Source organism: Kitasatospora sp. NPDC093558, assembly GCF_040683475.1.
GTDB lineage: Bacteria > Actinomycetota > Actinomycetes > Streptomycetales > Streptomycetaceae > Kitasatospora.
In genome coordinates this window covers 1-21,672 of sequence record NZ_JBFBDY010000039.1, presented here as the reverse complement: position 1 = coordinate 21,672, position 21,672 = coordinate 1, and the positions used below count along the sequence as shown (strand labels likewise).

General features: G+C 71.2%; 23 protein-coding genes. 9 read left to right on the top strand and 14 right to left on the bottom strand.

The genetic code is table 11. The annotated features are described in order from the left end of the window. Window positions 1-157 precede the first annotated feature (157 nt). The gene (locus AB0O00_RS07105; RefSeq protein ID WP_363649085.1) at window positions 158-853 is read left to right on the top strand and encodes an ester cyclase; all 696 of its coding nucleotides are present in this window, start codon (window positions 158-160) and stop codon (window positions 851-853) included. Between the two features lie 41 nt (window positions 854-894). On the opposite strand, the gene AB0O00_RS07100 is transcribed toward AB0O00_RS07105, so the two are convergent. Together AB0O00_RS07100 and AB0O00_RS07095 are read right to left on the bottom strand one after the other, a co-directional pair. After that, the gene (locus tag AB0O00_RS07100) at window positions 895-2,139 is read right to left on the bottom strand and encodes an ATP-binding protein (RefSeq protein ID WP_363649093.1); all 1,245 of its coding nucleotides are present in this window, start codon (window positions 2,137-2,139) and stop codon (window positions 895-897) included. A gap of 63 nt (window positions 2,140-2,202) precedes the next feature. Next, entirely contained in the window at window positions 2,203-2,877 is a 675-nt protein-coding gene (locus AB0O00_RS07095) for a response regulator transcription factor (RefSeq protein ID WP_030290974.1), read from the bottom strand. Between the two features lie 329 nt (window positions 2,878-3,206). Here AB0O00_RS07095 and AB0O00_RS07090 point away from each other — a divergent pair, with 329 nt between their 5' ends. Next, on the top strand, window positions 3,207-4,730 hold the full coding sequence (locus AB0O00_RS07090; protein ID WP_363649084.1) for an oligopeptide:H+ symporter: 1,524 nt from the start codon (window positions 3,207-3,209) through the stop codon (window positions 4,728-4,730). Window positions 4,731-4,863: 133 nt separating this feature from the next. Continuing rightward, a complete protein-coding gene (locus AB0O00_RS07085) occupies window positions 4,864-6,948 on the top strand; it encodes a prolyl oligopeptidase family serine peptidase (protein ID WP_363649083.1) in 2,085 nt (694 codons plus the stop codon). An 884-nt stretch (window positions 6,949-7,832) separates the two neighbouring features. Here the strand turns inward: AB0O00_RS07085 and AB0O00_RS07080 are convergent. From AB0O00_RS07080 to AB0O00_RS07070, 3 genes are all read right to left on the bottom strand, one after another. Further along, on the bottom strand, window positions 7,833-8,285 hold the full coding sequence (locus tag AB0O00_RS07080) for an NUDIX domain-containing protein (protein WP_363649082.1): 453 nt from the start codon (window positions 8,283-8,285) through the stop codon (window positions 7,833-7,835). 117 nt (window positions 8,286-8,402) lie between these two features. Continuing rightward, on the bottom strand, window positions 8,403-9,644 hold the full coding sequence (locus AB0O00_RS07075) for a methyltransferase domain-containing protein (RefSeq protein ID WP_363649081.1): 1,242 nt from the start codon (window positions 9,642-9,644) through the stop codon (window positions 8,403-8,405). Next, complete coding sequence (locus tag AB0O00_RS07070) at window positions 9,641-9,790, bottom strand: hypothetical protein (protein ID WP_199922064.1); 150 nt, start codon at window positions 9,788-9,790, stop codon at window positions 9,641-9,643. The genes AB0O00_RS07075 and AB0O00_RS07070 overlap by 4 nt, the downstream gene beginning before the upstream one ends. Window positions 9,791-10,009: 219 nt before the next feature. Between AB0O00_RS07070 and AB0O00_RS07065 the strand changes: the two genes are divergently transcribed. Both AB0O00_RS07065 and AB0O00_RS07060 read left to right on the top strand, forming a co-directional pair. Continuing rightward, a complete protein-coding gene (locus tag AB0O00_RS07065; RefSeq protein ID WP_363649080.1) occupies window positions 10,010-10,753 on the top strand; it encodes an XRE family transcriptional regulator in 744 nt (247 codons plus the stop codon). 3 nt (window positions 10,754-10,756) lie between these two features. Beyond that, complete coding sequence (locus AB0O00_RS07060; protein WP_363649079.1) at window positions 10,757-11,227, top strand: NUDIX domain-containing protein; 471 nt, start codon at window positions 10,757-10,759, stop codon at window positions 11,225-11,227. Window positions 11,228-11,280: 53 nt separating this feature from the next. Here the strand turns inward: AB0O00_RS07060 and AB0O00_RS07055 are convergent, their stop codons facing one another. Genes AB0O00_RS07055 through AB0O00_RS07045 form a run of 3 tightly spaced genes read right to left on the bottom strand, consistent with a single transcriptional unit; the run spans window position 11,281 to window position 12,010 of the window. Then, entirely contained in the window at window positions 11,281-11,403 is a 123-nt protein-coding gene (locus AB0O00_RS07055; protein ID WP_363649078.1) for a hypothetical protein, read from the bottom strand. Then, window positions 11,400-11,651: a hypothetical protein gene (locus tag AB0O00_RS07050; RefSeq protein ID WP_363649077.1), complete on the bottom strand. Its 252-nt coding sequence runs from the start codon at window positions 11,649-11,651 to the stop codon at window positions 11,400-11,402. Before AB0O00_RS07050 ends, AB0O00_RS07055 begins: the two co-directional genes overlap by 4 nt. Beyond that, entirely contained in the window at window positions 11,648-12,010 is a 363-nt protein-coding gene (locus AB0O00_RS07045; protein WP_363649076.1) for an ATP-binding protein, read from the bottom strand. Before AB0O00_RS07045 ends, AB0O00_RS07050 begins: the two co-directional genes overlap by 4 nt. Window positions 12,011-12,299: 289 nt before the next feature. Between AB0O00_RS07045 and AB0O00_RS07040 the strand changes: the two genes are divergently transcribed. Both AB0O00_RS07040 and AB0O00_RS07035 read left to right on the top strand, forming a co-directional pair. Next, a complete protein-coding gene (locus AB0O00_RS07040) occupies window positions 12,300-13,166 on the top strand; it encodes a helix-turn-helix transcriptional regulator (RefSeq protein WP_363649075.1) in 867 nt (288 codons plus the stop codon). Continuing rightward, entirely contained in the window at window positions 13,159-13,341 is a 183-nt protein-coding gene (locus tag AB0O00_RS07035) for a DUF397 domain-containing protein (RefSeq protein ID WP_363649074.1), read from the top strand. Before AB0O00_RS07040 ends, AB0O00_RS07035 begins: the two co-directional genes overlap by 8 nt. 58 nt (window positions 13,342-13,399) lie before the next feature. Here the strand turns inward: AB0O00_RS07035 and hutI are convergent, their stop codons facing one another. Genes hutI through hutU form a run of 4 tightly spaced genes read right to left on the bottom strand, consistent with a single transcriptional unit; the run spans window position 13,400 to window position 18,823 of the window. After that, the gene (hutI, locus tag AB0O00_RS07030; RefSeq protein ID WP_363649073.1) at window positions 13,400-14,566 is read right to left on the bottom strand and encodes an imidazolonepropionase; all 1,167 of its coding nucleotides are present in this window, start codon (window positions 14,564-14,566) and stop codon (window positions 13,400-13,402) included. 35 nt (window positions 14,567-14,601) lie between these two features. Further along, window positions 14,602-15,963 carry a formimidoylglutamate deiminase gene (locus AB0O00_RS07025; RefSeq protein WP_363649072.1) on the bottom strand — a complete coding sequence of 454 codons (1,362 nt, stop codon included), beginning with the start codon at window positions 15,961-15,963 and terminating at the stop codon, window positions 14,602-14,604. Further along, window positions 15,954-17,135 carry an allantoate amidohydrolase gene (locus AB0O00_RS07020; RefSeq protein ID WP_363649092.1) on the bottom strand — a complete coding sequence of 394 codons (1,182 nt, stop codon included), beginning with the start codon at window positions 17,133-17,135 and terminating at the stop codon, window positions 15,954-15,956. The genes AB0O00_RS07025 and AB0O00_RS07020 overlap by 10 nt, the downstream gene beginning before the upstream one ends. Before the next feature lie 17 nt (window positions 17,136-17,152). After that, on the bottom strand, window positions 17,153-18,823 hold the full coding sequence (gene hutU / locus AB0O00_RS07015; RefSeq protein ID WP_363649071.1) for a urocanate hydratase: 1,671 nt from the start codon (window positions 18,821-18,823) through the stop codon (window positions 17,153-17,155). Window positions 18,824-19,042: 219 nt separating this feature from the next. On the opposite strand from hutU, the gene AB0O00_RS07010 reads away from it, so the two are divergent. Next, window positions 19,043-19,576 carry a Uma2 family endonuclease gene (locus AB0O00_RS07010; RefSeq protein ID WP_363649070.1) on the top strand — a complete coding sequence of 178 codons (534 nt, stop codon included), beginning with the start codon at window positions 19,043-19,045 and terminating at the stop codon, window positions 19,574-19,576. A gap of 5 nt (window positions 19,577-19,581) precedes the next feature. On the opposite strand, the gene AB0O00_RS07005 is transcribed toward AB0O00_RS07010, so the two are convergent. After that, entirely contained in the window at window positions 19,582-19,905 is a 324-nt protein-coding gene (locus AB0O00_RS07005; RefSeq protein ID WP_363649069.1) for a hypothetical protein, read from the bottom strand. Window positions 19,906-19,964: 59 nt separating this feature from the next. After that, window positions 19,965-20,834 carry a MurR/RpiR family transcriptional regulator gene (locus AB0O00_RS07000; protein ID WP_363649068.1) on the bottom strand — a complete coding sequence of 290 codons (870 nt, stop codon included), beginning with the start codon at window positions 20,832-20,834 and terminating at the stop codon, window positions 19,965-19,967. 242 nt (window positions 20,835-21,076) lie between these two features. Between AB0O00_RS07000 and AB0O00_RS06995 the strand changes: the two genes are divergently transcribed. Beyond that, window positions 21,077-21,499 (top strand): hypothetical protein, encoded by a 423-nt coding sequence (locus tag AB0O00_RS06995; protein WP_363649067.1) that lies wholly within the window; start codon window positions 21,077-21,079, stop codon window positions 21,497-21,499. Window positions 21,500-21,672: the final 173 nt, after the last annotated feature.

Here is a 21,672-nt window from a genome sequence, read left to right as displayed (position 1 = left end):
CCCGCTCGCGGGCCCGACGCGCGTCAGCCGCCGGCCGCCCGGATCCGCCCGCATCCTCCTGTTGCCGGTCCCGCCCGCCCGAGAGGACAGTGGTTACCGAGGGCGAGCACGGCCGGCGCGGACGATCGAGGCCGAGGGGGGTCCCAGGAGGCTCGCCATGGCGTTCGTCCAGATCATCGACTGCAAGACCGACAGGCTCGACGACCTCAACCGGCTGATGGACAGCTGGGCCGAGTCCACCAAGGGGAAGCGGACCGCCTCCCACGCGGTCGTCGCGACCGACCGCGCGGACACCAAGCACGTGGTGGAGATCGTGGAGTTCCCCTCCTACGAGGAGGCCATGCGCAACTCCCAGCTCCCCGAGACGGACCGGATCTTCCGCGAGATGGTGGCGCTCTGCGACGCGCCGCCCACCTTCACCGACCTCGACGTCGTCCGTGACTCCCAGTTCAACAAGGCCCTCGCCAACCGGGTGCTGGACGGGCTGGCCGCGGGCAACCTCGACGTCATCGACGAGTGCATGGCCGCCGACTACCGCGACCACGACTACGGCAGCGAGGGCGAGCTCCAGGGCATCCGGGCGTTCCGCGGGCGCTGCAAGGACTACCTGGACGCCTTCGACTTCCGGTTCGAGATCGAGAGCCAGATCGCCGAGGGCGACGAGGTGGCGACCCGGTGGGCCTGGTACGCCACCCAGAAGGCCGCCTTCCGGGACGTGCCGAACACCGGGAAGTCGGTGACCGGCCGTGGCACGACGACCTTCCGCTGCAAGGAGGGCAAGATCGCCGAGGGCTGGTGGCAGTGGGACGTGATGGGCCTGATGCGCCAGCTCGGCGTCATGCCGGGCGCGTAGCGAGCGGCGTCATGCCGGGCGCGTAGCCGAGGCGAGGACCCTCAGTCCTCGTGGCTGCGGCCGAGGAACAGCGCGAACACCGGCGGCCGCAGCGAGAGCAGTTCGAGCCGGCCGCCGTCCGCCTCCGCGAGGTCGCGGGCGACGGCCAGGCCGATCCCGGTCGAGTTGCGGCCGCTGACCGCGCGCTCGAAGACCCGGTTGCCCAGCTCCGGCGGGACCCCGGCGCCCTGGTCCTGCACCTCGACCACGACCGAGGTGCCGGACGGGCGGACCCGCAGGGTGATCGTCCCGGCGCCGTGCATCAGCGAGTTCTCGATCAGGGTGGCGAGCACCTGGGCGACCGTGCCCGGGGTGCCGACGGCGATGACGCCGTGCAGGCCCTCCAGGGAGAGCACCCGGCCCCGCTCGCGCAGGGTCGGGCCCCACTCCTCGACCTGCTGCTTGATCACCTCGTCGAGCTCGAAGGCGACGGCGGTGGGGCTGCGCGGGTCGCGCTGGGTGGTGAGCAGCCGCTGGACGACGTCGGTGAGCCGCTCGACCTGCTGGAGGGCGATGGTCGCCTCCTCCTTGACGGTCTCCGGCTCCTCGGCGAGGGCGGTGATCTCCTCCAGCCGCATCGACAGCGCGGTGAGCGGGGTGCGCAACTGGTGCGAGGCGTCGGCGGCGAGCCGGCGCTCGGCGGTGAGCATGCGGGCGATCCGCTCGGCGCTGACGTCGAGCACCTCGGCGACCCGGTCGAGTTCCGGCACGCCGTGGCGGCGGTCGCGCGGGCGCGGGTCGCCGGAGCCGAGCCGCTCGGCGGTCTCGGCGAGGTCGGTGAGCGGGCGGGCGAGCCGCTTGGCCTGCCAGACGGCGAGCGCGACAGCGGCCTGGACGGCGAGCAGCGCGACGACGCCGAGCAGCAGCAGCATGTTGGCGATCTCGTGGTCGACGTCCTCGCGGGACTGCTCGACGGTGACGGTCTCGCCGTTGCCGCCGTACTCGGTGGCCTTCAGCAGGTGGCCCCCGGTCGGCCGCACGCCCACCGAGACCACCGACCCGTCGGCCATCTGCACCTCGACGTAGCCGCCCTCGGCGACCTGGTTGTCGAAGGACCGCTCGTTGACCGGCTCGTGGTTGGCGAGCCGGTTCTCCACGAGCCCGAGCACCCGGACGGCGGTGGCGTCCGTCCGGTCCTGGGCGGCGCTGACGATCGTCCGCTTCTCGACCAGGGCGAGCGGTACGCAGAACACCACGACGACCACCAGGACGACGCCCAGCAGCGAGTTGATCATCCGGCGTTTCACGCTGCCGCTCCCCGAGGTGTTCCGCTTCATCGGCCGCGTTCCGGCCTTGCTCTCCGTGCGGGGCTAATTCTTCTCGAACCGGAAGCCCACGCCGCGCACGGTGGCGATGTAGCGCGGATTGGCGGCGTCGTCGCCGAGCTTCTTGCGCAGCCAGGAGATGTGCATATCCAGGGTCTTGGTGGAGGTCCACCAGGTGGTGTCCCAGACCTGGCGCATGATCTCCTCGCGGGTGACCACGCGGCCGGCGTCCCGCACGAGCACGCGCAGCAGCTCGAACTCCTTGGCGGAGAGCGTGAGCTCCTCCTCGCCGAGCCAGGCGCGGTGCGACTCGATGTCGATCTTCACGCCGTGCGCGCCGGTGGTGAGCTGGTCGACGTTGCCGCGCCGGAGCAGGGCCCGAACCCGGGCGAGCAGTTCAGCCAGCCGGAACGGCTTGGTGACGTAGTCGTCGGCGCCCGCGTCGAGCCCGACGACGGTGTCGACCTCGTCCGCGCGGGCGGTGAGCACCAGGACGGGGCAGCTCTTGCCGTCGGCGCGCAGCCGGCGGCAGACCTCAAGGCCGTCCATCTCGGGCAGCCCGAGGTCGAGGACGACGAGGTCGACCTCCTCGGTGAGGCCGGCGGCGAGGGCGGTGGGGCCGTCTTCGCGGACGAGCACCTCGTAGCCCTCACGGCGCAGGGCCCGGGCCAGCGGTTCGGAGATCGCCGGGTCGTCCTCGGCGAGCAGCACACAGGTCATGTGGTGATGGTAGTCCGCCGCACCCTGCCCGATGGCCCTGTGAAGTAGTTCACAGAGCGTGATCGTTATACAAGGGCCCGCGTCCGCTCAACGAACAGATCCCGACCGCTTGTTCGGCGAAGATTCCGCCCCTGAATCTTGAATCCGAAGGAAGACGTCCCCATCTACCATGGATCGACCGGGCAGATCTGCTGCGAACTTCGTTATTCACGCCCCTGATTCGCGGTCTTTGTCATCTGATAACGCCAAATGTCGCCACGTACAGTGGTCCCGTCCACGTCCGCTGCCACCCCCCTTGGCGGACGCTTCAGGCAAGGAACCACTAACTCATGGCGTCTACGACCCGGGACTCCGCCGACCTGTCGGCCCCTCCCAGCGGCAAGACCTTCCTCGGCCACCCCCGAGGTCTCGCCACCCTGTTCATGACCGAGATGTGGGAGCGCTTCTCCTACTACGGCATGCGCGCGCTCCTGATCTACTACCTGGTCTCCGGCGGCGCCGACGCTGCCACCGGCAGCCAGGGCGGCGGCCTCGCCATGACGGCGACCACGGCGACGGCGATCTACTCGGTCTACGTCTCGATGGTCTACCTCATGGCCTACCCCGGTGGCTGGTTCGGCGACCGGGTCTGGGGCGCCCGCAAGACCGTCGCCATCGCCGGTTTCGTGATCATGAGCGGCCACATCGCGCTGGCCGTTCCGGGCCAGGTCGCGTTCTTCCTCGGCCTGCTCCTGGTCGCGCTCGGCTCCGGGCTGCTGAAGGCCAACATCTCCACGATGGTCGGCCACCTCTACGACGGCCCGGACGACCCGCGCCGCGACGGCGGCTTCACGGTCTTCTACATGAGCATCAACCTCGGTGCCTTCGCCGCCCCGTTCATCATCGGAACGATCGGCAAGGAGCACAACTGGCACCTGGGCTTCGGGCTGGCCGCGGTCGGCATGGCCCTCGGCCTGGTGCAGTTCCTCCTCGGCACCCGCCACCTGAGCCCCAAGAGCAGCCAGGTCCCCAACCCGCTGCTGCCCGCGGAGCGCAAGAGCCTGCTGGTGAAGGCCGGCGCGATCGTCCTCGCGGCCGTCGCCTTCTACGTCGCCGTCGTGAGCCTCGGCTACTACACGCTGAACTGGGCCCTGGTCCCGCTGACCCTGGCCGGCCTGATCATCCCGGTTGCCGTGCTGGTCCGCATCAAGCGCGACAAGGACCTGAGCGCCACCGAGCAGTCCAAGATGAGCGCGTACATCTGGTTCTTCGCCGCGGCCGCCATCTTCTGGATGATCTACGACCAGGGCGGGTCGACCCTCTCCCTGTTCGGCGACAAGAAGACCGCCGACACCGTGCTCGGCTTCGGCTTCTCCGCCACCTGGTACCAGTCGCTGAACCCGCTGTTCGTGATGGCGCTCGCGCCGGTCTTCGCCTGGCTGTGGCTGTGGCTCTCGCGCCGCAACAAGGAGCCCAACACCATCGTGAAGTTCGCGATGGGCATCGTCCTGATCGGCGCCTCGTTCTTCGTCTTCATCGTCCCGATGAACATGGCGGGCGACGGCAGCAAGGTCTCCCCGATGTGGCTCGTCACGATCTACATGATCCAGACCATCGGCGAGCTGTGCGTCTCCCCGGTCGGCCTCTCGGTCACCACCAAGATGGCGCCGCAGAAGTACGCCTCCCAGATGATGGGCGTCTGGTTCCTCGCCGTCACCGCCGGTGACTGCGCCACCAGCCTCCTGTCGATCGCCGGCGTCGACCTCGACGGCATCGGGATCATCGCGATGCAGGCCGCGCTCGCGGTCCTCGCGGGAATCGCCGTGTACGGCTACCGCAAGCGCGTCCAGGCCCTCATGGGCGACGTGCACTGACGCAACCGCGTTCCGGCCGGGGCCGGTGTGGATTCCTGGAATCCGCACCGGCCCCGGCCGCGTTGTGCGTGCGCCGTCGCGGACGGGTAAACCACTCGACCGGGTGGTGGCGGACCTGCCTATGGTGCCCGACATGCCGACAGACGCACTCCCCCGTCAACTCGCCCGCACCCGGCGCTTCGCGCTGGGCACCCCCACCCACCCCGTCGTCACCGCCGACGGCGCGACCGTCCTGTTCGTCCGCAGCCCCGGCGGCGCCGACCCGGTCAACCGCCTCTGGGCGCTCGACACCGCCACCGGCGAGGAGCGGCTGGTCGCCGACCCGGCCGCGCTCGGCGCGGACGACGGCGAACTCCCCGAGGCCGAGCGGATCCGGCGCGAGCGGGCCAGGGTCGCCGCCTCCGGCATCACCGCCTTCTCCACCGACGCCACCGGCCGGCTCGCCGCCTTCGCGCTCGGCGGCCACCTGTGGCTCGCCGACACCGCCGCGGGCACCGTCCGCGCCGTCCCCACCGCCACCGAGGTGTACGACCCGCGCCTCGACCCGACCGGCCGCCGGATCGCGTACGTCGGCACCGGCGCCCTGCGGGTGGTCGCCGTCGACGGCACCGGGGACCGCGCGCTCGCCGAGCCCGAGGCCGAGGACGTGACGTACGGCGTCGCCGAGCACGTCGCCACCGAGGAGATGTACCGCTCCCGCGCCCACTGGTGGTCCCCCGACGGCACCGCGCTGCTCGTCGCCCGGGTCGACGAGCGCGACGTCACCCGGCTGCACCTCGCCGACCCCGCCGACCCGGCCAGGGCCCCGCGCGCCATCCGCTACCCGCTCGCCGGCACCGCCAACGCCGACGTCTCGCTGTGGCTGCTCGGCCTCGACGGCACCCGGACCGAAGTCCGCTGGGACCGGGCCTCGTTCGAGTACGTCACCGCCGCCGGCTGGGATGGCCACGGCGCGTACGCCTGCGTCCAGAGCCGCGACCAGCGGACGCTCCGGACCTTGGCGATCGAGCCCGATGGCTCCACCCGGGTGCTCGCCGAGCAGCGCGACGACCACTGGGTCGAGCTCGTCCCCGGGCTGCCCGTGCGCACCGCCTCCGGCGCCCTCGTCGACACCGCCGTCCGCGGCGACACCCAGCACCTGACGGTCGACGGCAGGCCCGTCACCCCGCGCGGGCTCCAGCTGTGGGAGGTGCTCGGGACGGAGGGCGAGCAGGTGCTGTTCACCGCCGTCGACGAGCCCACCGAGACGCACCTCTGGAGCTACGAACCGGGCGTCGGCACACGGCGGCTGAGCGAGGGCCCGGGCCAGCACACCGGCGTCCGCCGGGGCGGCACGCTGGTCCTCACCACCCGCGTCGAGGGCTTCCCGGCCGGGCGCACCACCGTCCTGCGGGAGAGTCACGGCGCTGTGGCGCTCACCTCACACGCCGAGCCGCCCGTGCTCACCGCCGCCCCCGAGCTGCTCCGCCTCGGCCCGCGCGAGATGCGCGCCGCGCTCTTCCTCCCCACCGGCTACCGCCCGGAGGACGGCCCGCTGCCCGTCCTGCTCGACCCGTACGGCGGCCCGGCCATGCGCAAGGTCGGCACCGGCGGCGTGTGGTGGGACCTCGTCTCGCGCTGGTTCGCCGAGCAGGGCTTCGCAGTGCTCGTGGTGGACGGCCGCGGCACGCCGGGACGCGGGCCCCGCTGGAGCAAGGAGATCTACGGCGACAAGGCCGGACCGGCCCTGGAGGACCAGGTCGACGGCCTGCACGAGGCCGCGAAGCTCCGCCCCGGCGTGCTCGACCTCGACCGGGTCGCCATCCGCGGCTGGTCCTACGGCGGCTACCTCGCCGCACTCGCCGTCCTGCGCCGCCCGGACGTCTTCCACGCGGCGTCGGCCGGAGCCGCACCCACCGACCAGCGGCTCTACACCACCCACTGGCAGGAACGCTTCCTCGGCCACCCGGACGAGCACCCCGGGCACTACGACTCGGGCTCGCTGATCGCCGACGCCCCGAACCTGCGCCGCCCCCTGCTGCTGATCCAGGGCCTCGCGGACGACAACGTCTTCCCCGTCCACGCCCTGCGCCTGTCCAGCGCACTGCTCGCCGCAGGCCGCCCGCACGAGGTGCTCCCGCTGAGCAACACGACGCACTCCCCCACCGACGAGACCGTGGCGGCGAACCTGCTGCAGCACGAACTCGGCTTCCTGCGGCGCTCGTTGGGCGTCGGATAGACAACACCTGACCGCGCAGGAAGTCGGCCCGGCCGACTTCCTGCGCCAAACAACCGGGCAGTCCGTCTGTGGACGGGCCCGTCCACCGTGCCGGCCGGCCGGGTCGAAGACTCGGGGCACGAGACTGCGGAGCCCGAAGGGTCACGCGCTACTCGCCGTTGTCGTCCACTCACCGGAATCGGGCCCCGAGTAGGCCGGTGAGTGGAAGGTTCGGCGGAAAGCCGCGGGGCCCGCTGGTCGAGCCAACTCGAAAGGCCGGACAGATCGCCGCTGATCATCGCTGCGATGATGATCGCGTGCAGTGTGCCCGTGTCGGGCCCGCCCATGTCCACGAGGAAGTGCTGATAGCGCGCGCCGACGCCGTGCTCATATCCGGCCATGGCCAGGTGGAAGCGGGTGGCAGCACCAGGCTCCGCGTGATCGAAGTCGCTCGGCTCCAGCCGTCCCGTGGTGTCGCGGAACGCCAGGCGATCGGATGCCGCGATGCGTTCGGCGAGGCCGAGACGGTCGGCCACCGCAGCTGCGATCGTCCGAGCCTCCCGATCCGTGGCCCCTTCCATCACGATGCCGAGATTCCGCGTCGAGGGAGCATCGCCCCTGTCCGGGGCCGAGTACGTCCGACCGTGCTGGTCACGGTGGTTGATCCCGTAGCGGCTTCGGATCACCTGCTCACCTCGGAGTCGGTACTCCCGGAACGACCCCCAGTGCAGGCAGTCGTGCGCGTAGCTCCGAAGGAGGTCGAGCGCCACCAGTTCCGGCGACGCCAGCCGGGGATCATTCAGCCGCCCGTACCTCGTGACCACGGACGCCAGTTGCACATGCCGGTACCCCTGGTTCGGATGGTGGAAGCCACCGAACGCATCGGGCCGGGTCGAGCGGGAGGGTCAGTACGGCCGACGACTGATCAGCTGCCGGTGTGACTCCTGCACTCCCTCGGGGAGTTCGTCCGGTGAGAACCATCGAGCCTCCAGGATCTCGAACGAGGCCACCCTGACCTGTCCGGTGACGTACAGGGCCTCGTAGGCGACTTCGACGCGCAGTTTGTAGCCGCTCTTCAGGTGCGCCAGCTCGCACACCTTCACCGTGAGTCCGGTCTCCTCCCGGACCTCACGCACGATCGTGTCTTCGAAGCTCTCGCCCTTGTTGGCGTAGCCAGTCGGCAGACCCCACTGCCGGCCCTCCGGCCACATGCGGTGTTTCAGCAGCAGCACACGACTGTCCTGGTCGCGGACGATGCCCGTCACCCCGACCATGAACTTCGAGTGCCACAGCCACAGCACGCGCCACTGCATCGGACCACGGATGATCCGCCAGAGCTTCGCAGCGATCTTCTTCATGGGTTCGCCCTTTCGTTGGTAGGGCCCCCGCGCGCCGCTCGCGCGCGGGGGCCCTACGATCCCGCAACCAGAACCGCCGACACCAAATCCGCGATTATCAGACCAATCGAGATGATGTCAGCAGCACGAACTCGGCTTCCTGTGAGGCTCGTTGGGCATAGTACGAGCGGGCGGAACGACTCGGTCTCGGGGTGGCACCGGATTCTCCGGTGAGTCCAGCCACACGGTGTGGGCGTCCGGGGTGACCGTGAGGCCGAACCGGTCGAAGCCGGGGCGGCCCTGGTCGTCCCACCAGCGCCAGGCGGCCTCCACCTCGTCCCAGAGGTTCCGGGGACCGGACTGGTACACCTCGTACTCCGTGCGGCCCCGCTCGTAGTCAACCGACGCCCACGACCGCGTGTCCCGGCTGTAGAGCCACAGCGTGTACGCGCCGTCGTCGTAGCGCTCCGCCCGCCAGAACGCCCCGGGTACGGCCGCGCCGATGACGAACTGCTCGAACCATCCGCCCGTGTCCGGCGGGGCCAGCACGGTCGTGCTTCTCCTCGCATCGGCAGGCCACTCCTGCCCCTGGAGGTAGTCCTCGAAGGGCGGCCGGTCCGTGCGCTGCTGGCGAAGCCGCATGAACGCCGAACTCCGGGTGAACCTGCCGCTCGCGCTGGTCCCGTCGTCGTTCACGGTCAGCCGGACGATCTGCTCGCCGCCGTACTCGGTGCCGAACGGCGCCACGATGGTCCCGCCGGGCGCCGTCTGCGCCAGCCACGCCGGGGGGATCTCCAGTAGGGAGCACGTGGCAATGATCCGATCGTATGGAGCACCGTCCGGCCACCCTGCCCGCCCGTCGCCCTCCACCACGGTCGGTTCGAGTCCGGCCCGGTGCAGGTTCTTCCGGGCGCTGCGGGCAACGTCCGGGTCGTACTCGACGGTCACCACGTTGGGGCTGCCCAGGCGGTGGGCCAGCAGGCCCGCGTTCCACCCGGTGCCCGCTCCGACCTCCAGCACCCGGTCGCCTGGCCGGACATCGAGGTCCTGGAGCATCGAGAACACCATCGTGGGCATGGAGTTGGACGAACTCGGGGTCGTCCCGAGTTCGTCCCCGTCGTGTTCCCCGTCGTCCCACTGCGTGGTCAGCGGGACGTCCGAGTAGACCGCCGTTCGCCACGCCTCGGGGTCCTGTGACCGGTACACGGCGGGGTTCTGTTGGGTGCCGTCCGCGATGCCCGGCCAGATGCGGTCCGGAACGAACAGTTCACGGGGTACGGCCCGGAAGGACGGGAGCCAGTCCGAGGAAAGTGCGCCGCCGGCCACCAGCGCGGAGGCGAGCCCCTGGGGGCCCGCCTCCCTGTGCGTTTCGCCGGTCACTTGCCGCTGCCGCCCGCCGGGGACGAACCGTCGGAGGTGTTGCCGCCCTCGTCGGACCCGCCGCCGCCGTGTCCGGCGCCCTTGTTGCTGTCGTCCTGCTGGCCGCCGCCCTTGCCGTCCCCGGAGCCGCCTCCGCGCTTGCCCATCTCAGTACCTCCGTGCTGGTTGGACCCAATGGGCAGTTACCCGTTGGGTGGTGCTACCCCGCCCGCGTCTTCGCTGCCATTGGCCGCCTCTCGCCGAGCTGTCACCAATTTCCGGCAGTGCCCGGGACGGTGAAACCTCACGCAATGGACACTTCAGAACGTCCCCCACGCGGTACAACGTCCCTACGAGAGTCAGGGCTTTGCGGAGAGACAGGCGAGATGCCGAACGAGAGGCTGAAAGCCGTTATGGCGTCGGGTGGTTGGACGTGTGCCGCCCTGGCCGACAAGGCCGGAGTGGACGCCAAGTCGGTTGAGCGATGGGCCAATCAGAACCGGACGCCCCGATTGGGGACGGCCCGTCTGGCTGCTGAAGCGCTGGGAGAAGACATGGTCGCCCTGTGGCCGGACCTGCGGCAGCCACGTGCCGCAAGGGCGATAAGTCCCGAGCTGGTGGCACTCTACGAAAGGCGCGCCGACGTACCGGTGTCCGTCTTCGTGGACCTGCTCGGGACAGCTGCGGAGCGCATCGACGTGCTGGTCTACGCCGCTGTGTTCCTCCATGAGGCGTACCCGCGTCTCAATGATCTGCTTCGGGAACGCGCGGCCGAGGGCTGCACGGTCCGGATTGCACTCGGCGCCCCTGACAGTGAGAACGTCAGGCAGCGCGGAGAAGAGGAGAAGTTCGGTCATGGCATCGAGTCCCGGTGCAGACTCGCCCTCATGCACTACCGCCCGCTGCTCGGCACGCGGGGCATCGAGATCCGCACCCACGAAACCACTCTCTACAACAGCCTCTACCGCGCAGACGATCAAGTGCTGGTGAACGCGCACGTGTGGGGAGTCAACGCCTTCGGAGCGCCGGTCTGGCACCTGCGCCGAACCGGGGCGGGGACGCTGTTCGACACCTATGCTGCAAGCTTCGACGCAGTGTGGAACGCCGCCCTACCGGTGGAGGAGAACTGAGCCATGGCACGAACCGAGTTCTTCGACGATCCCAACGCGCCCAAGCCAAACCGGCTGGTAGTCGCAGCGTCCGCCGTGGTGACCGATGACGAAGGGCGCATCCTGCTCCAGCGACGCACCGACAACGGCCTGTATGCGCTGCCGGGCGGAGCGATGGATCTCGGCGAATCGCTTCCCGACACGGCGGTCCGAGAGGTCCGCGAAGAGACCGGCCTTGACGTCGAAATCACCGGACTCGTCGGCACGTACACCGATCCCCGACACCTGATCGCCTATTCGGACGGCGAAGTCCGCCAGCAGTTCAACGTCTGCTTCACCGCGCGCATCACGGGCGGCGAACTGCGGATCTCGGACGAGTCCACCGACCTTCGGTTCGTCGCTCCAACCGACATCGAAGAGTTGCCGATGCACCACACGCAGCGTCTTCGGCTTCAGCACTTCCTGGAGCGCAGGACGATCCCGTATCTCGGCTGACAGAGTGCACCCGCGAGGCCCTCGCCGCAGGTCGGCGAGGGCCTTCGCGTGTTTCAGTGCTGCTCGTCGTGTTCCTCGGGGCGGGGCATCTTGAGGGTCGCGACGACGCCGAGGGCCACGGTGGCGATCGCGAGGGCGAGCAGGGCGACGAGGATCGCGCCGACGAAGAAGTTCACCGGTGCCGCACCTCGTCCTTCTCCAGGGCGCGGAGCAGGTGGAGGAGGTTGAGCAGAGTGCTGACCGGCGCATTGCCGAAGTCGACCAGGATGCGGCCGTCGAGCGTGGCTTCGGGGGTGGCGGCCGAGCCCCAGAGGAGCCCGTACGGGAGGCCTCGGCGGTGCAACTCGCCGAGGAGGGCGGTGATTTGGGGCTTGGTGTAGTCGCGCATCCGGGGGTCGTCCGGCGCGATGGGGTCACGGGTCACGACGCGGAGTCCACTTCGTACCAGGTGGTCTTGCCGCGCTTCTGGGGGTCGACGCCCCAGCGGTCGGTGAGGCCCTCCACGAGCTGGAGGCCCCGGCCGGTCTCGGCGTAGTCGGTGGGGGTGCGCGGCTGCGGGAGGGCGTCGCTCTCGTCGGAGACGGTGACCCGGAGGGTGCGGTCGAGGATGGAGAACCAGACGACCGGCGCGGGGGTGCCGCCGTGCCGCCAGGCGTTGACGATGAGCTCGCAGAGGGCGAGTTCGGCGTTGAAGATGGCGTCGGCGCCCCAGCCGCTGCGGGTCATGGCGTCCCGCAAGGCCTGCCGGGAGAGGGTCAGCGAGGGGGTGTTACAGGTGCACACGGGAACCTCCACGAGGCTGTGGTGTGGGGAGAGGTGATGACGGCCGTCGCCGTGAGCCAGGCCGGGGCGCGGCTGCTCTTCGGTGCGCGGGCAGCAGGCGCCTACTGCCCGGGGAAACAGGCGTTACTGACGATCCGTCGGATCGAGCCGTGAACGACGATAGCCCAGAGTGAGGTCAAGTTTTACCCGAATCCCAGATCTTCCCCCTATCGTGGGACCGGCCACCTCAGATGGACCGACCGGCAAGGCGCGCGGCAGACTGGGGTGACCCCACCCCGGGAAGGAAGTCATGGCTGCACGCCCGAACCCGACGCTCCGTCAGCGACGGCTCGGCGCAGAGCTGCGAAGGATGCGCGAGCAGGCCGGCTTCGGCGGCAGCGAGCTCGGCCGCCTCGTCGGCATGAGCCCAGCGCAGGTGACGCAGATGGAGGCAGGGAGAATCGGCATCAGCGTGGAACGCCTGCGCACGATCGCCGCGACGTGCATGTGCGTCAACGAGCCCTTGATCGAAGCTCTCTCCAACGTCATCACGGAGCGCGAGAAGCCAGGATGGTGGGAGGAGTATCGCGGAACCCTCTCCGAAGACTTCGTTGATGTCGCGGAGTTCGAGGGTCAGGCGCGAAGGCTCACCGCCTACACAATGGCTTTCGTTCCGGGCCAACTCCAGACCGGCCCGTACGCCGCCGCCGTCTTCGCTCAGACCTTCCCGCCGCTGCCTCGCCACGAGATCGACCTCAGGACAGCGTTCCGAATGCAGCGGCAGCGCCTCATCCGCTCCGGCACAACGCCTTACTCGGCGTTCATCCACGAAGCAGCGCTACGCATGCAGTTCAGTGGACCGGCCGTCCTTGCCGAGCAGCTCGGTGCCCTCATCGAAGACTCCAGGCGACCAACCATCTCGGTTCGAGTCGTTCCGTTCGATGTCGGCACCATTCCAAGCTCCAGCGAGAACTTCACATACGCCGAGGGGCCGGTTCCCGAACTCGATGGAGCCCAGGTGGATACCGGTCTCGGTATCCGCATCCTCGATGCCCCAGCCCACATGGCAAGGTTCCGATCCCTGCTCGCGCGATTCGAGTCCGGCGCGCTCTCTGAGGAAGAGTCCCGAGACTTCATCGGAACCATCAAGAAGGAAATGGAAAGCAAGCGTGAATAGCTCCGCGTGGCAGAAGTCCAGCTACTCCGGCTCGAACGACGAGTGCGTAGAGGCGCGCTCGATAGACGGGCTGGTCGAAATCCGGGAGTCCGATGAGGGCGACGTCATCATCCGCACCACGCCCCTCAAGTTCGCCGACTTCCTCCAGGGCGCCAAGGCCGGCGAGTTCGACTAGCGAAGAGCCCCCGCGCCCGCCACCCCGGGGGCGCGGGGGCCGTCTGTCATCCGAAGGCTCAAACCTCCCGGACGCCCGCCCGCCAGACCGCGGCCGTCAGCGGCACGCCCGGGCGGTACGCCAGGTGCACATGTGACGGCGCGTCCAGCAGCAGCAGATCAGCCCTCGCGCCGACCGCCACCGTCCCGACGTCGCTGCGCCGCAGGGCGTGCGCCCCGCCCGCCGTCGCCGCCCAGACTGCCTCGTCCGGCGTCATCCCCATCTCCCGCACCGCCACGGCAATACAGAACGCCATCGAACTCGTGAAGCTGGAGCCCGGGTTGCAGTCCGTGGACAGCGCCACGACCGCGCCCGCGTCGAGCAGCCGCCGCCCGCTCGGGTACTCGGCCCGCGTGGAGAACTCCGCCCCCGGCAGCAGCGTCGCGACCGTCCCGGAGCCGGCCAGCGCGGCCACGTCCTCGTCCGTCAGGTGGGTGCAGTGGTCCGCCGACGCGGCCCCCAGCTCCACCGCGAGCTGCACACCCGGCCCGTACGTGAGCTGGTTGGCGTGCACCCGCGGCGTGAGCCCCCGCTCGATGCCGGCCGTCAGAACAGCCCTCGCCTGGTCCCCGTCGAAGGCGCCCTTCTCGCAGAACACGTCCACCCAACGGGCGTGCGGCGCACAGGCGTCCAGCATCTCGCCGGTGACGAGGTCCACATAACCCGCCGGGTCCTCGGCGTACTCGGGGGCCACGATGTGCGCGCCCAGGTACGTCGTCTCCGGCGTGTACTGCGCCGCGATCCGCAGCGCCCGCGCCTCGTCCTCGACCGTCAGCCCGTAGCCGGACTTGCACTCGATGGTCGTGGTGCCCTGGCGCAGCGCCTCCCGGACGAACCCCGCCACGTTCGCGTCCAGTTCGGCATCGCTCGCCGCCCGGGTGGCCGCCACGGTGGTCCGGATCCCGCCCGCCGAGTACGACTGGCCGGACATCCGGGCGTTGAACTCGGCGGTGCGGTCGCCCGCGAACACCAGGTGGGCGTGCGAGTCGACGAACCCGGGCAGCAGCGCCCGCCCGGCCGCGTCGAAGCGCTCGTCCGCGGCCGGGGCTCCGTCCGCCGGGCCGACCCAGGCGACGGTGTCGCCGTCGACCACCACGGCCGCGTCGGTCAGCAGGCCGAGCGGCCCGGTGCCGTGCCCGGGGTCGTTGGTGACCAGGCTGCCGATCCCCGTGATCAAGGTGCTCAAGACAGTGCCTTCCGAACGGAGTTGAACAGAAGAATTCAGCAGCTCAGCGCGTCGATCGAGGCCCGCAGCGCCCCCGGTACGTCGGCCACCAGCTGGTGCACGCCGTCCCGGACGACGTGCCGCCCGCCGACCACCACGTGCCGGACGTCCGCCGCCGAGGCCGCGAAGACGGCGATCTCGGCGCCGAGACCGGGCGGCGGCCCTGCGGTGCGCACCGAGTCGAGGGCGATCACGGTGAAGTCGGCGAGCGCGCCGGCCTCGATCCGGCCGGCCTCCGGCCAGCCGAGCGACGCGTGCCCGTCCTCGGTACCGGCCCGCAGCAGCGCGTTCGCCGTCCAGTGCCCTCGCGTGCGCGTCCGCAGCCGCTCGTCGAGCTCCAGGGCGCGCGCCTCCTCGAACGGGTCGATGACGGCGTGGCTGTCGCTGCCGAGGCTGACCGGGCACCCGGCCGAGGCGAGCCGGCGGGCCGGGCCGATGCCGTCCGCGAGGTCCCGCTCGGTGGTGGGGCACATGCAGATCGTGGTGGAGCTGTCGGCGAGGAGGCGGACGTCCTCGTCGGTGAGGTGGGTCGCGTGGACGGCCGAGGTGCGCGGCCCGAGCGCGCCGTGGTCGGCGAGCAGCCGGGTCGGGGTGACGCCGTGCGCGGCCAGGCAGGCGTCGTTCTCGGCGGTCTGCTCGGACAGGTGGACGTGCAGCGGGGCCCCGCGCAGCTCCGACCACCGCGCGACGGTGCCCAGCTGCTCGGCGGGAACCGCCCGCACGGAGTGGATGGCGGCGCCGATCCGGGCGTGCTCACGCGGCTTGAGCGCGTCCGCCCTGGCCGCCCACGCCTCGGCGTCGCCGTCGCTGAAGCGCAGCTGCGGCCTGGTCGGCTCGGCGCCGAAGCCCGAGGACAGGTAGCAGGTGTCGAGCAGGGTGATCCGGATGCCGGCCCGGGCGGCGGCCTCGATCAGCGCCTCGCCCATCGCGTTGGGGTCGTCGTAGCGGGCGCCGCCGGGCGCGTGGTGCAGGTAGTGGAACTCGCCGACGGCGGTGATCCCGGCGAGCGCCATCTCGGCGTAGACCGCGGTGGCGAGCTCCAGGTAGCGGTCCGGGTCGAGCGCCCCGGCGAACCGGTACATGGTGTCGCGCCAGGTCCAGAACGTCCCGGAGCCGACCTGGACGCTGCCGCGCAGGGCCCGGTGGAAGGCGTGCGAGTGGGCGTTGGCCTGGCCGGGCACGAGCAGCCCTTCGAGCCGGACGGCACCGGCCGGGCACGGCCCGCTGTCCGGCACGACCCGATCGATCCGGCCGCCGGGGCCGGTGGTGACGAGCACGTCCCGCTCGACCACCGGCCCGTTGCTGTGGGGCAGCCAGGCGTACTGCGCCCAGTACGTCACCGAAGCGGTCACTGACACGCCAGGTCCTCCAGGACGTCGGCCAGGGCGGTCACCCCGGCGAGGCAGTCGGGCAGTTCGGCGTGCTCGGCCGGGGAGTGCGAGACGCCGGTCGGGTTCCGCACGAACAGCATGGCGGTCGGGATCGCGGACGCCAGGATCCCGGCGTCGTGTCCCGCGCCGGTGGGCAGCACCGGGGCGTTCAGCAGCTTGGCGAGGCGGTCGCGCAGCGGGCCGTCGAACTCCACCACCGGCGTGTACGACTCGCGGGTGAGCTCGACCCGGACGCCGTCGCGCTCGCCGCGCTCGGCGGCGGCCCGCTCGATCTCGGCGACCAGCGCCGTGAGGGTGCGCTCGTCGGCGGCCCGGGAGTCGAGCCAGCCGCGGACCAGGGAGGCGATCGCGTTGGTGCCGTTGGGCTCGACCGCGACCTTGCCGAAGGTGGCGAGGGCGCCCGCCTCCCGCGCCTTCTTCCGGGCGGAGAGCACGGTGTTGGCGTAGGTGAGCATCGGGTCGCGGCGGTCCTCGATGCGGGTGGTGCCGGCGTGGTTGGCCTCGCCGTGGAAGTCGAACCGCCAGCGGCCGTGCGGCCAGATCGCCCCGGCCACGCCGACCGGCTGGTCCTCGGCGAGGTAGCGGCCCTGCTCGACGTGGAGCTCGACGAAGGCGCCGATCCGGGCCAGGCGGCCGTCGTCCGCGCCGATCGCGGTGGGGTCGTACCCGGCCCGTTCCATCGCGTCGGGCAGCCGGACGCCGTCGCCGTCGCGCAGCGCGTACGCGGCGTCGCGGTCCAGCAGGCCGGCCGTCAGCCGGGAGCCGATGCAGGCGACGCCGAACCGGGCGCCCTCCTCGTCACCGAAGTTGACGATCGCCAGCGGACGGCCGAACTCGGCTCCCCGGCCCCGGAGTTCGTCCAGGGCGGCGAAGGAGGAGACGACGCCGAGCGGGCCGTCGAAGGCGCCGCCGTCGGGGACGGAGTCCAGGTGCGAGCCGGTGACGACGGCACCATCCCCGGCCGGGTCGCCCAGCCAGGCCCACTGGTTGCCGTTGCGGTCCAGCTCGTACGTCAGGCCGCGGTCGCGGGCCTGCTGCTCGAACCAGGCCCGGCACTCGGCGTCGGCGGAGTTCCACGCGAAGCGGCGGTAGCCGCCGGACGCGGCGGAGCGGCCCACGGGGAGCAGCTCCGCCCACATCTCTTCGAACGACGAGGTCACAGCTCACCCATCGGGACGCGGACCCCGCGCTCACCGGCGACCTCGACGGCCCGGTCGTACCCGGCGTCCACGTGCCGGATGACGCCCATGCCCGGGTCGTTGGTGAGCACCCGGCGGATCTTCTCCCCGGCCAGCGGGGTGCCGTCGGCGACCGTGACCTGGCCGGCGTGGATCGAGCGGCCGATGCCGACGCCGCCGCCGTGGTGGATGGAGACCCAGGACGCACCGGAGGCGACGTTGACCATGGCGTTGAGCAGCGGCCAGTCGGCGATCGCGTCCGAGCCGTCGAGCATCGCCTCGGTCTCGCGGTACGGGGAGGCGACCGAGCCGCAGTCCAGGTGGTCGCGGCCGATGACGATCGGCGCGGACAGCTCGCCGGAGGCCACCATGTCGTTGAAGCGCTCGCCGGCCTTGTCGCGCTCGCCGTAGCCGAGCCAGCAGATGCGCGCCGGGAGGCCCTGGAAGTGCACCTTCTCCTGGGCCATCTTGATCCAGCGGGCCAGCGACTCGTTCTCCGGGAAGAGGTCGAGGACGGCCTTGTCGGTCTTGTGGATGTCCTGCGGGTCGCCGGACAGCGCCGCCCAGCGGAACGGGCCCTTGCCCTCGCAGAACAGCGGGCGGATGTACGCGGGGACGAAGCCGGGGAAGGCGAACGCCCGGTCGTAGCCGGCCAGCTGGGCCTCGCCGCGGATCGAGTTGCCGTAGTCGAAGACCTCGGCGCCGCGGTCCTGGAAGCCGACCATCGCCTCGACGTGGCGGGCCATCGACTCGCGGGCCCGCTGGGTGAACTCGGCGGGCTTCTCGGCCGCGTAGGTGGCCATGTCGTCGAAGGCGACGCCCACCGGCAGGTAGCTCAGCGGGTCGTGGGCGCTGGTCTGGTCGGTGACGATGTCGATCGGCGCGTCCATCGCGAGCAGCTGCGGGACGAGCTCGGCGGCGTTGCCCAGCACGCCGATGGACAGCGGCTGCTTCTTGTCGCGGGCCGCGGTGGCGAGCTCCAGCGCGTGGGCGAGGTCCTTGGCCTCGACGTCCAGGTAGCGGTGCTCGATGCGGCGGGAGATCCGGGACGGGTCGCAGTCGATGCAGATCGCGACGCCGCCGTTCATGGTGACGGCCAGCGGCTGGGCGCCGCCCATCCCGCCGAGGCCGGCGGTGAGGGTGATGGTGCCCTCCAGCGTGCCGTTGTACCGCTTGTTGGCGACGGCGGCGAAGGTCTCGTAGGTGCCCTGGAGGATGCCCTGGGTGCCGATGTAGATCCACGACCCGGCGGTCATCTGGCCGTACATGGTGAGCCCGAGGCTCTCCAGGCGGCGGAACTCCTCCCAGTTGGCCCAGTCGCCGACCAGGTTGGAGTTGGCGATCAGCACGCGCGGCGCCCACTCGTGGGTCTGCATGACGCCGACCGGGCGGCCGGACTGGACCAGCATGGTCTCGTCCTGCTTCAGGCCCTGGAGGGTCTTCACCATGGCGTCGAAGGAGCGCCAGTCACGCGCGGCCTTGCCGGTGCCGCCGTAGACCACCAGCTTCGACGGGTGCTCGGCGACCTCGGGGTCGAGGTTGTTCATGAGCATCCGCAGGGCGGCCTCCTGCTGCCACCCCTGCGTCGTGAGCCCCGTGCCACGCGCCGCGCGCACCTCGCGCGGCCCGCTCGTCTGCTGCTGCACCATGTCCCGGCCTCCTGCGGATGGATTCATTCAGGCTTGGTTCAGTTGAATATAACTAAACAGTCGACGTTCGACCAGACCCCTGAACAATCCGATCAGCTACGGCACCGCCCGACTTGGCGCGCTAGCCTGAACCCGGCGAACACCAGCCACTCGGCCCAGCACCAGGGAGCGGAGGACACGATGACGGCCATCGGTGTACGGCCAGGCAGGCTCCGGGACGTGGCGGAGGAGATCGAGCAGAGCACGGGACTTCGCGTCCAGATCATCGGAGGAACCCTGGTGATGTCCCCGACTCCTCGCGGTAAGCACGCGGGGACCGTCAAGCGCCTGTCCCGTCAACTCGACGCGAAGCTTCCTGCCGGCCTCGGCTCCTACGAGGTCTCGTCGATCACCATGCCCGACGACGCGGAGGACTACGCGACGCCCGACCTGGTCGTCCTTCCGCGCGACTGGGAGGACGACGACGAGTGGCTGGCCGACCCGCAGGACGTCGAGCTGGCCGTGGAGGTCATCTCGACCTCCGAACGGGTCAGCCACATCGCGACGAAGACCAGCTGGTACGCGATCGCGGGCGTGCCGGTGCTCCTCGCGGTCGACCCCCGCAAGGGTGTCTGGACGCTCCGCACCCACCCCCGCGACGGCGAGTACCAAGGCGTGCTGCACGGCAAGTACGGCGAGCCCGTCCCGCTGCCCGCGCCGCTGCCGGGCGAGCTGAGCACCGCCGACCTGCCGCTCTACGCTCCGAAGCGCTGAACGCCTCAGGCCGCCGCGTCGCCGTCCCAGTCGATGCCGATCTCGGCGAGCCAGCGGCGGTCGGCGGCGTCGGGGGCGGGTGGGGACGGGGGGCGGGGGATCTCCTGGACCGGGCCGAGACCGTACTTCTCGGCGGCCGCGGCGGCGGCCCTGGCGTCCGGCTCGATGACGCCGACGTGCACGGCGGACTCGTCGCCCGGGTCGAGGACGGTCAGTTCGGGATCGGGCAGGCGTCGCAGGGTGACGCGGCGTCCGCAGGTGGGGCAGGACCATTCGTCGGCACCCGAGGCCAGGCGGGCGACGAACTTCATCTCGTGGATCACGCGCATGGGCGGCACCCCCTGCAGTAGGGGATGCCCGGGTTTGTGACGGCTACTCCAAGCTGCGTCTATTCCAAGAAGAGGCCACGTGCTGCCGCCGAATGTTCGATCGCCTCCAACCGCGCCTCGGCGCCCGGGATTTCGTCGCACATGGTCTGCAGCAGCACCCGGCCCAGCATCATCGGCGCGCACGCGGTGTCGAAGACCAGACCGGTACCGACGGCCGCGGGCAGCATCAGGTCGGACAGCTTGGCGACCGGCGCGAACGCGCTGTCCGCCACCGTCAGCACCGTCAGCCCGCACTCCCTGGCCACTGCCAGAGCGTCCATCAGCTCCCGCGGGTAGCGCGGCAGCGCGAAGCAGAGCAGCGCCGTCGCGCCGGCCGCGGTGGCCTGCTCCAGCCGGTCGGCGAGCATGCTGCCACCCTCGTCGAGCAGCCGGATGTCCGGGTGCACCTTGGCCGCGAAGTACGCGAAGCCCCGCGCCTGCGCGGACGCGGCCCGCAGGCCCAGTACCGGCAGCGGGCGGGAGGCGGCGAGCAGCCGGGCGGCGCGGATGATCGGCTCGGGGTCGGCGAGCAGGTCGGCGAGGTGGCGCAGGTGCTCGATCTCGGCGAGCACGGCCTGCTGGTGCTCGTTGCGCACCGCCTCGTGCGGGCCCTCCGGGGCGGCGGCCTCGCCCGCGCCGAGCTCGCGCAGCTGCCGGCGCAGCGCCGGGTAGCCGTCGTAGCCGAGGGCCACCGCGAAGCGGGTGACGGACGGCTGGCTCACCCCGGCGAGCTCGGCGACCTCGACGCTGGACAGGAACGGCGCCTCGGTGGCGTGCCGGACCAGCGAGTGCGCGATGCGCCGCTGGGTCGGGGTCAGCCGGTGCCCCTCGAAGAGCTGGAGCAGGCGCGCGGAGGGACCGACCGTGCCGGTCTCGTCGGTGGCGGTCATCGGCGGTACCTCCGGGTGCGAGCGGTTCGGACGACGACTGTGCAGCAGCGCGCGGCGGCTGGCAAAGACGTCTCGTACGGCGGGACGGCCGCTGAGACGTCCCGGTGGGCGGACAGGCGGACAGTCTGGCGGAGGCCGGGTGGACGCCGCGCTCGGGGTAACCCTGATTTGTCCCTGAGCCCGCCCGGATTCCCCCGCGAACGGATGGACCCGGGGTCTGCCGGAGCCTCACCCTGTTCCCCATGGACACTCGCCAGGACGACCTGCGGCGCGAGCTCGACGCCACCCTGCAGGCCCGCAAGGAGCTGGGCAAGGAGTACGAGTCGGAGCTGGTCGACTCGTTCCTGAAGCGACTGGACGCCCGCATGGACGCCCGGACCGAGCACGCCGCGCCCCAGCACTTCGAGGGCTACGGGCCCGACTACCGCCACCGCCCGCGCCGCTCGCGCTGGTCGGGCGGCCGCCCCGGCTCCCGGCTCGCGGTGATCTCGCTGGTCCTGGCCATCCCGCTCACCGGGATCGCCAGCGACGCCCAGCACGGCGGCCTGGTCGGCCTGCTCACCTGCTGGGCCGGCATCGTGGGCGTCAACTTCGCCGCCGCGCGCGCCGACCGCCGGGACCGCGAGGACCGCGAGGACCGCCGTCCGCGGGGCGACTGGGACTGACGCCCCGGCCGCCCCGCGCGGGCGGCGGATCAGGCCGGCGGATCAGGCCAGCGGACCGGTGACCCGCTCGACCGCCTTCACCAGCGCGCCGGAGGCGACCAGCTCGGCGGCGGCCTCCAGGTCCGGCGAGAGGAAGCGGTCGCGGCCGGCGCCGCCGACCCCCGCCTCGCGGG

Bases quoted from the DNA above. Each gene is read 5' to 3' on its own strand.
- AB0O00_RS07105 (WP_363649085.1), top strand. From the start codon at position 158: ATGGCGTTCGTCCAGATCATCGACTGCAAGACCGACAGGCTCGACGAC.
- AB0O00_RS07095 (WP_030290974.1), bottom strand. From the start codon at position 2,877: ATGACCTGTGTGCTGCTCGCCGAGGACGACCCGGCGATCTCCGAACCG.
- AB0O00_RS07090 (WP_363649084.1), top strand. From the start codon at position 3,207: ATGGCGTCTACGACCCGGGACTCCGCCGACCTGTCGGCCCCTCCCAGC.
- AB0O00_RS07085 (WP_363649083.1), top strand. From the start codon at position 4,864: ATGCCGACAGACGCACTCCCCCGTCAACTCGCCCGCACCCGGCGCTTC.
- AB0O00_RS07080 (WP_363649082.1), bottom strand. From the start codon at position 8,285: ATGAAGAAGATCGCTGCGAAGCTCTGGCGGATCATCCGTGGTCCGATG.
- AB0O00_RS07070 (WP_199922064.1), bottom strand. From the start codon at position 9,790: ATGGGCAAGCGCGGAGGCGGCTCCGGGGACGGCAAGGGCGGCGGCCAG.
- AB0O00_RS07065 (WP_363649080.1), top strand. From the start codon at position 10,010: ATGCCGAACGAGAGGCTGAAAGCCGTTATGGCGTCGGGTGGTTGGACG.
- AB0O00_RS07060 (WP_363649079.1), top strand. From the start codon at position 10,757: ATGGCACGAACCGAGTTCTTCGACGATCCCAACGCGCCCAAGCCAAAC.
- AB0O00_RS07040 (WP_363649075.1), top strand. From the start codon at position 12,300: ATGGCTGCACGCCCGAACCCGACGCTCCGTCAGCGACGGCTCGGCGCA.
- AB0O00_RS07020 (WP_363649092.1), bottom strand. From the start codon at position 17,135: ATGTGGGCGGAGCTGCTCCCCGTGGGCCGCTCCGCCGCGTCCGGCGGC.
- hutU (WP_363649071.1), bottom strand. From the start codon at position 18,823: ATGGTGCAGCAGCAGACGAGCGGGCCGCGCGAGGTGCGCGCGGCGCGT.
- AB0O00_RS07005 (WP_363649069.1), bottom strand. From the start codon at position 19,905: ATGCGCGTGATCCACGAGATGAAGTTCGTCGCCCGCCTGGCCTCGGGT.
- AB0O00_RS07000 (WP_363649068.1), bottom strand. From the start codon at position 20,834: ATGACCGCCACCGACGAGACCGGCACGGTCGGTCCCTCCGCGCGCCTG.
- AB0O00_RS06995 (WP_363649067.1), top strand. From the start codon at position 21,077: ATGGACACTCGCCAGGACGACCTGCGGCGCGAGCTCGACGCCACCCTG.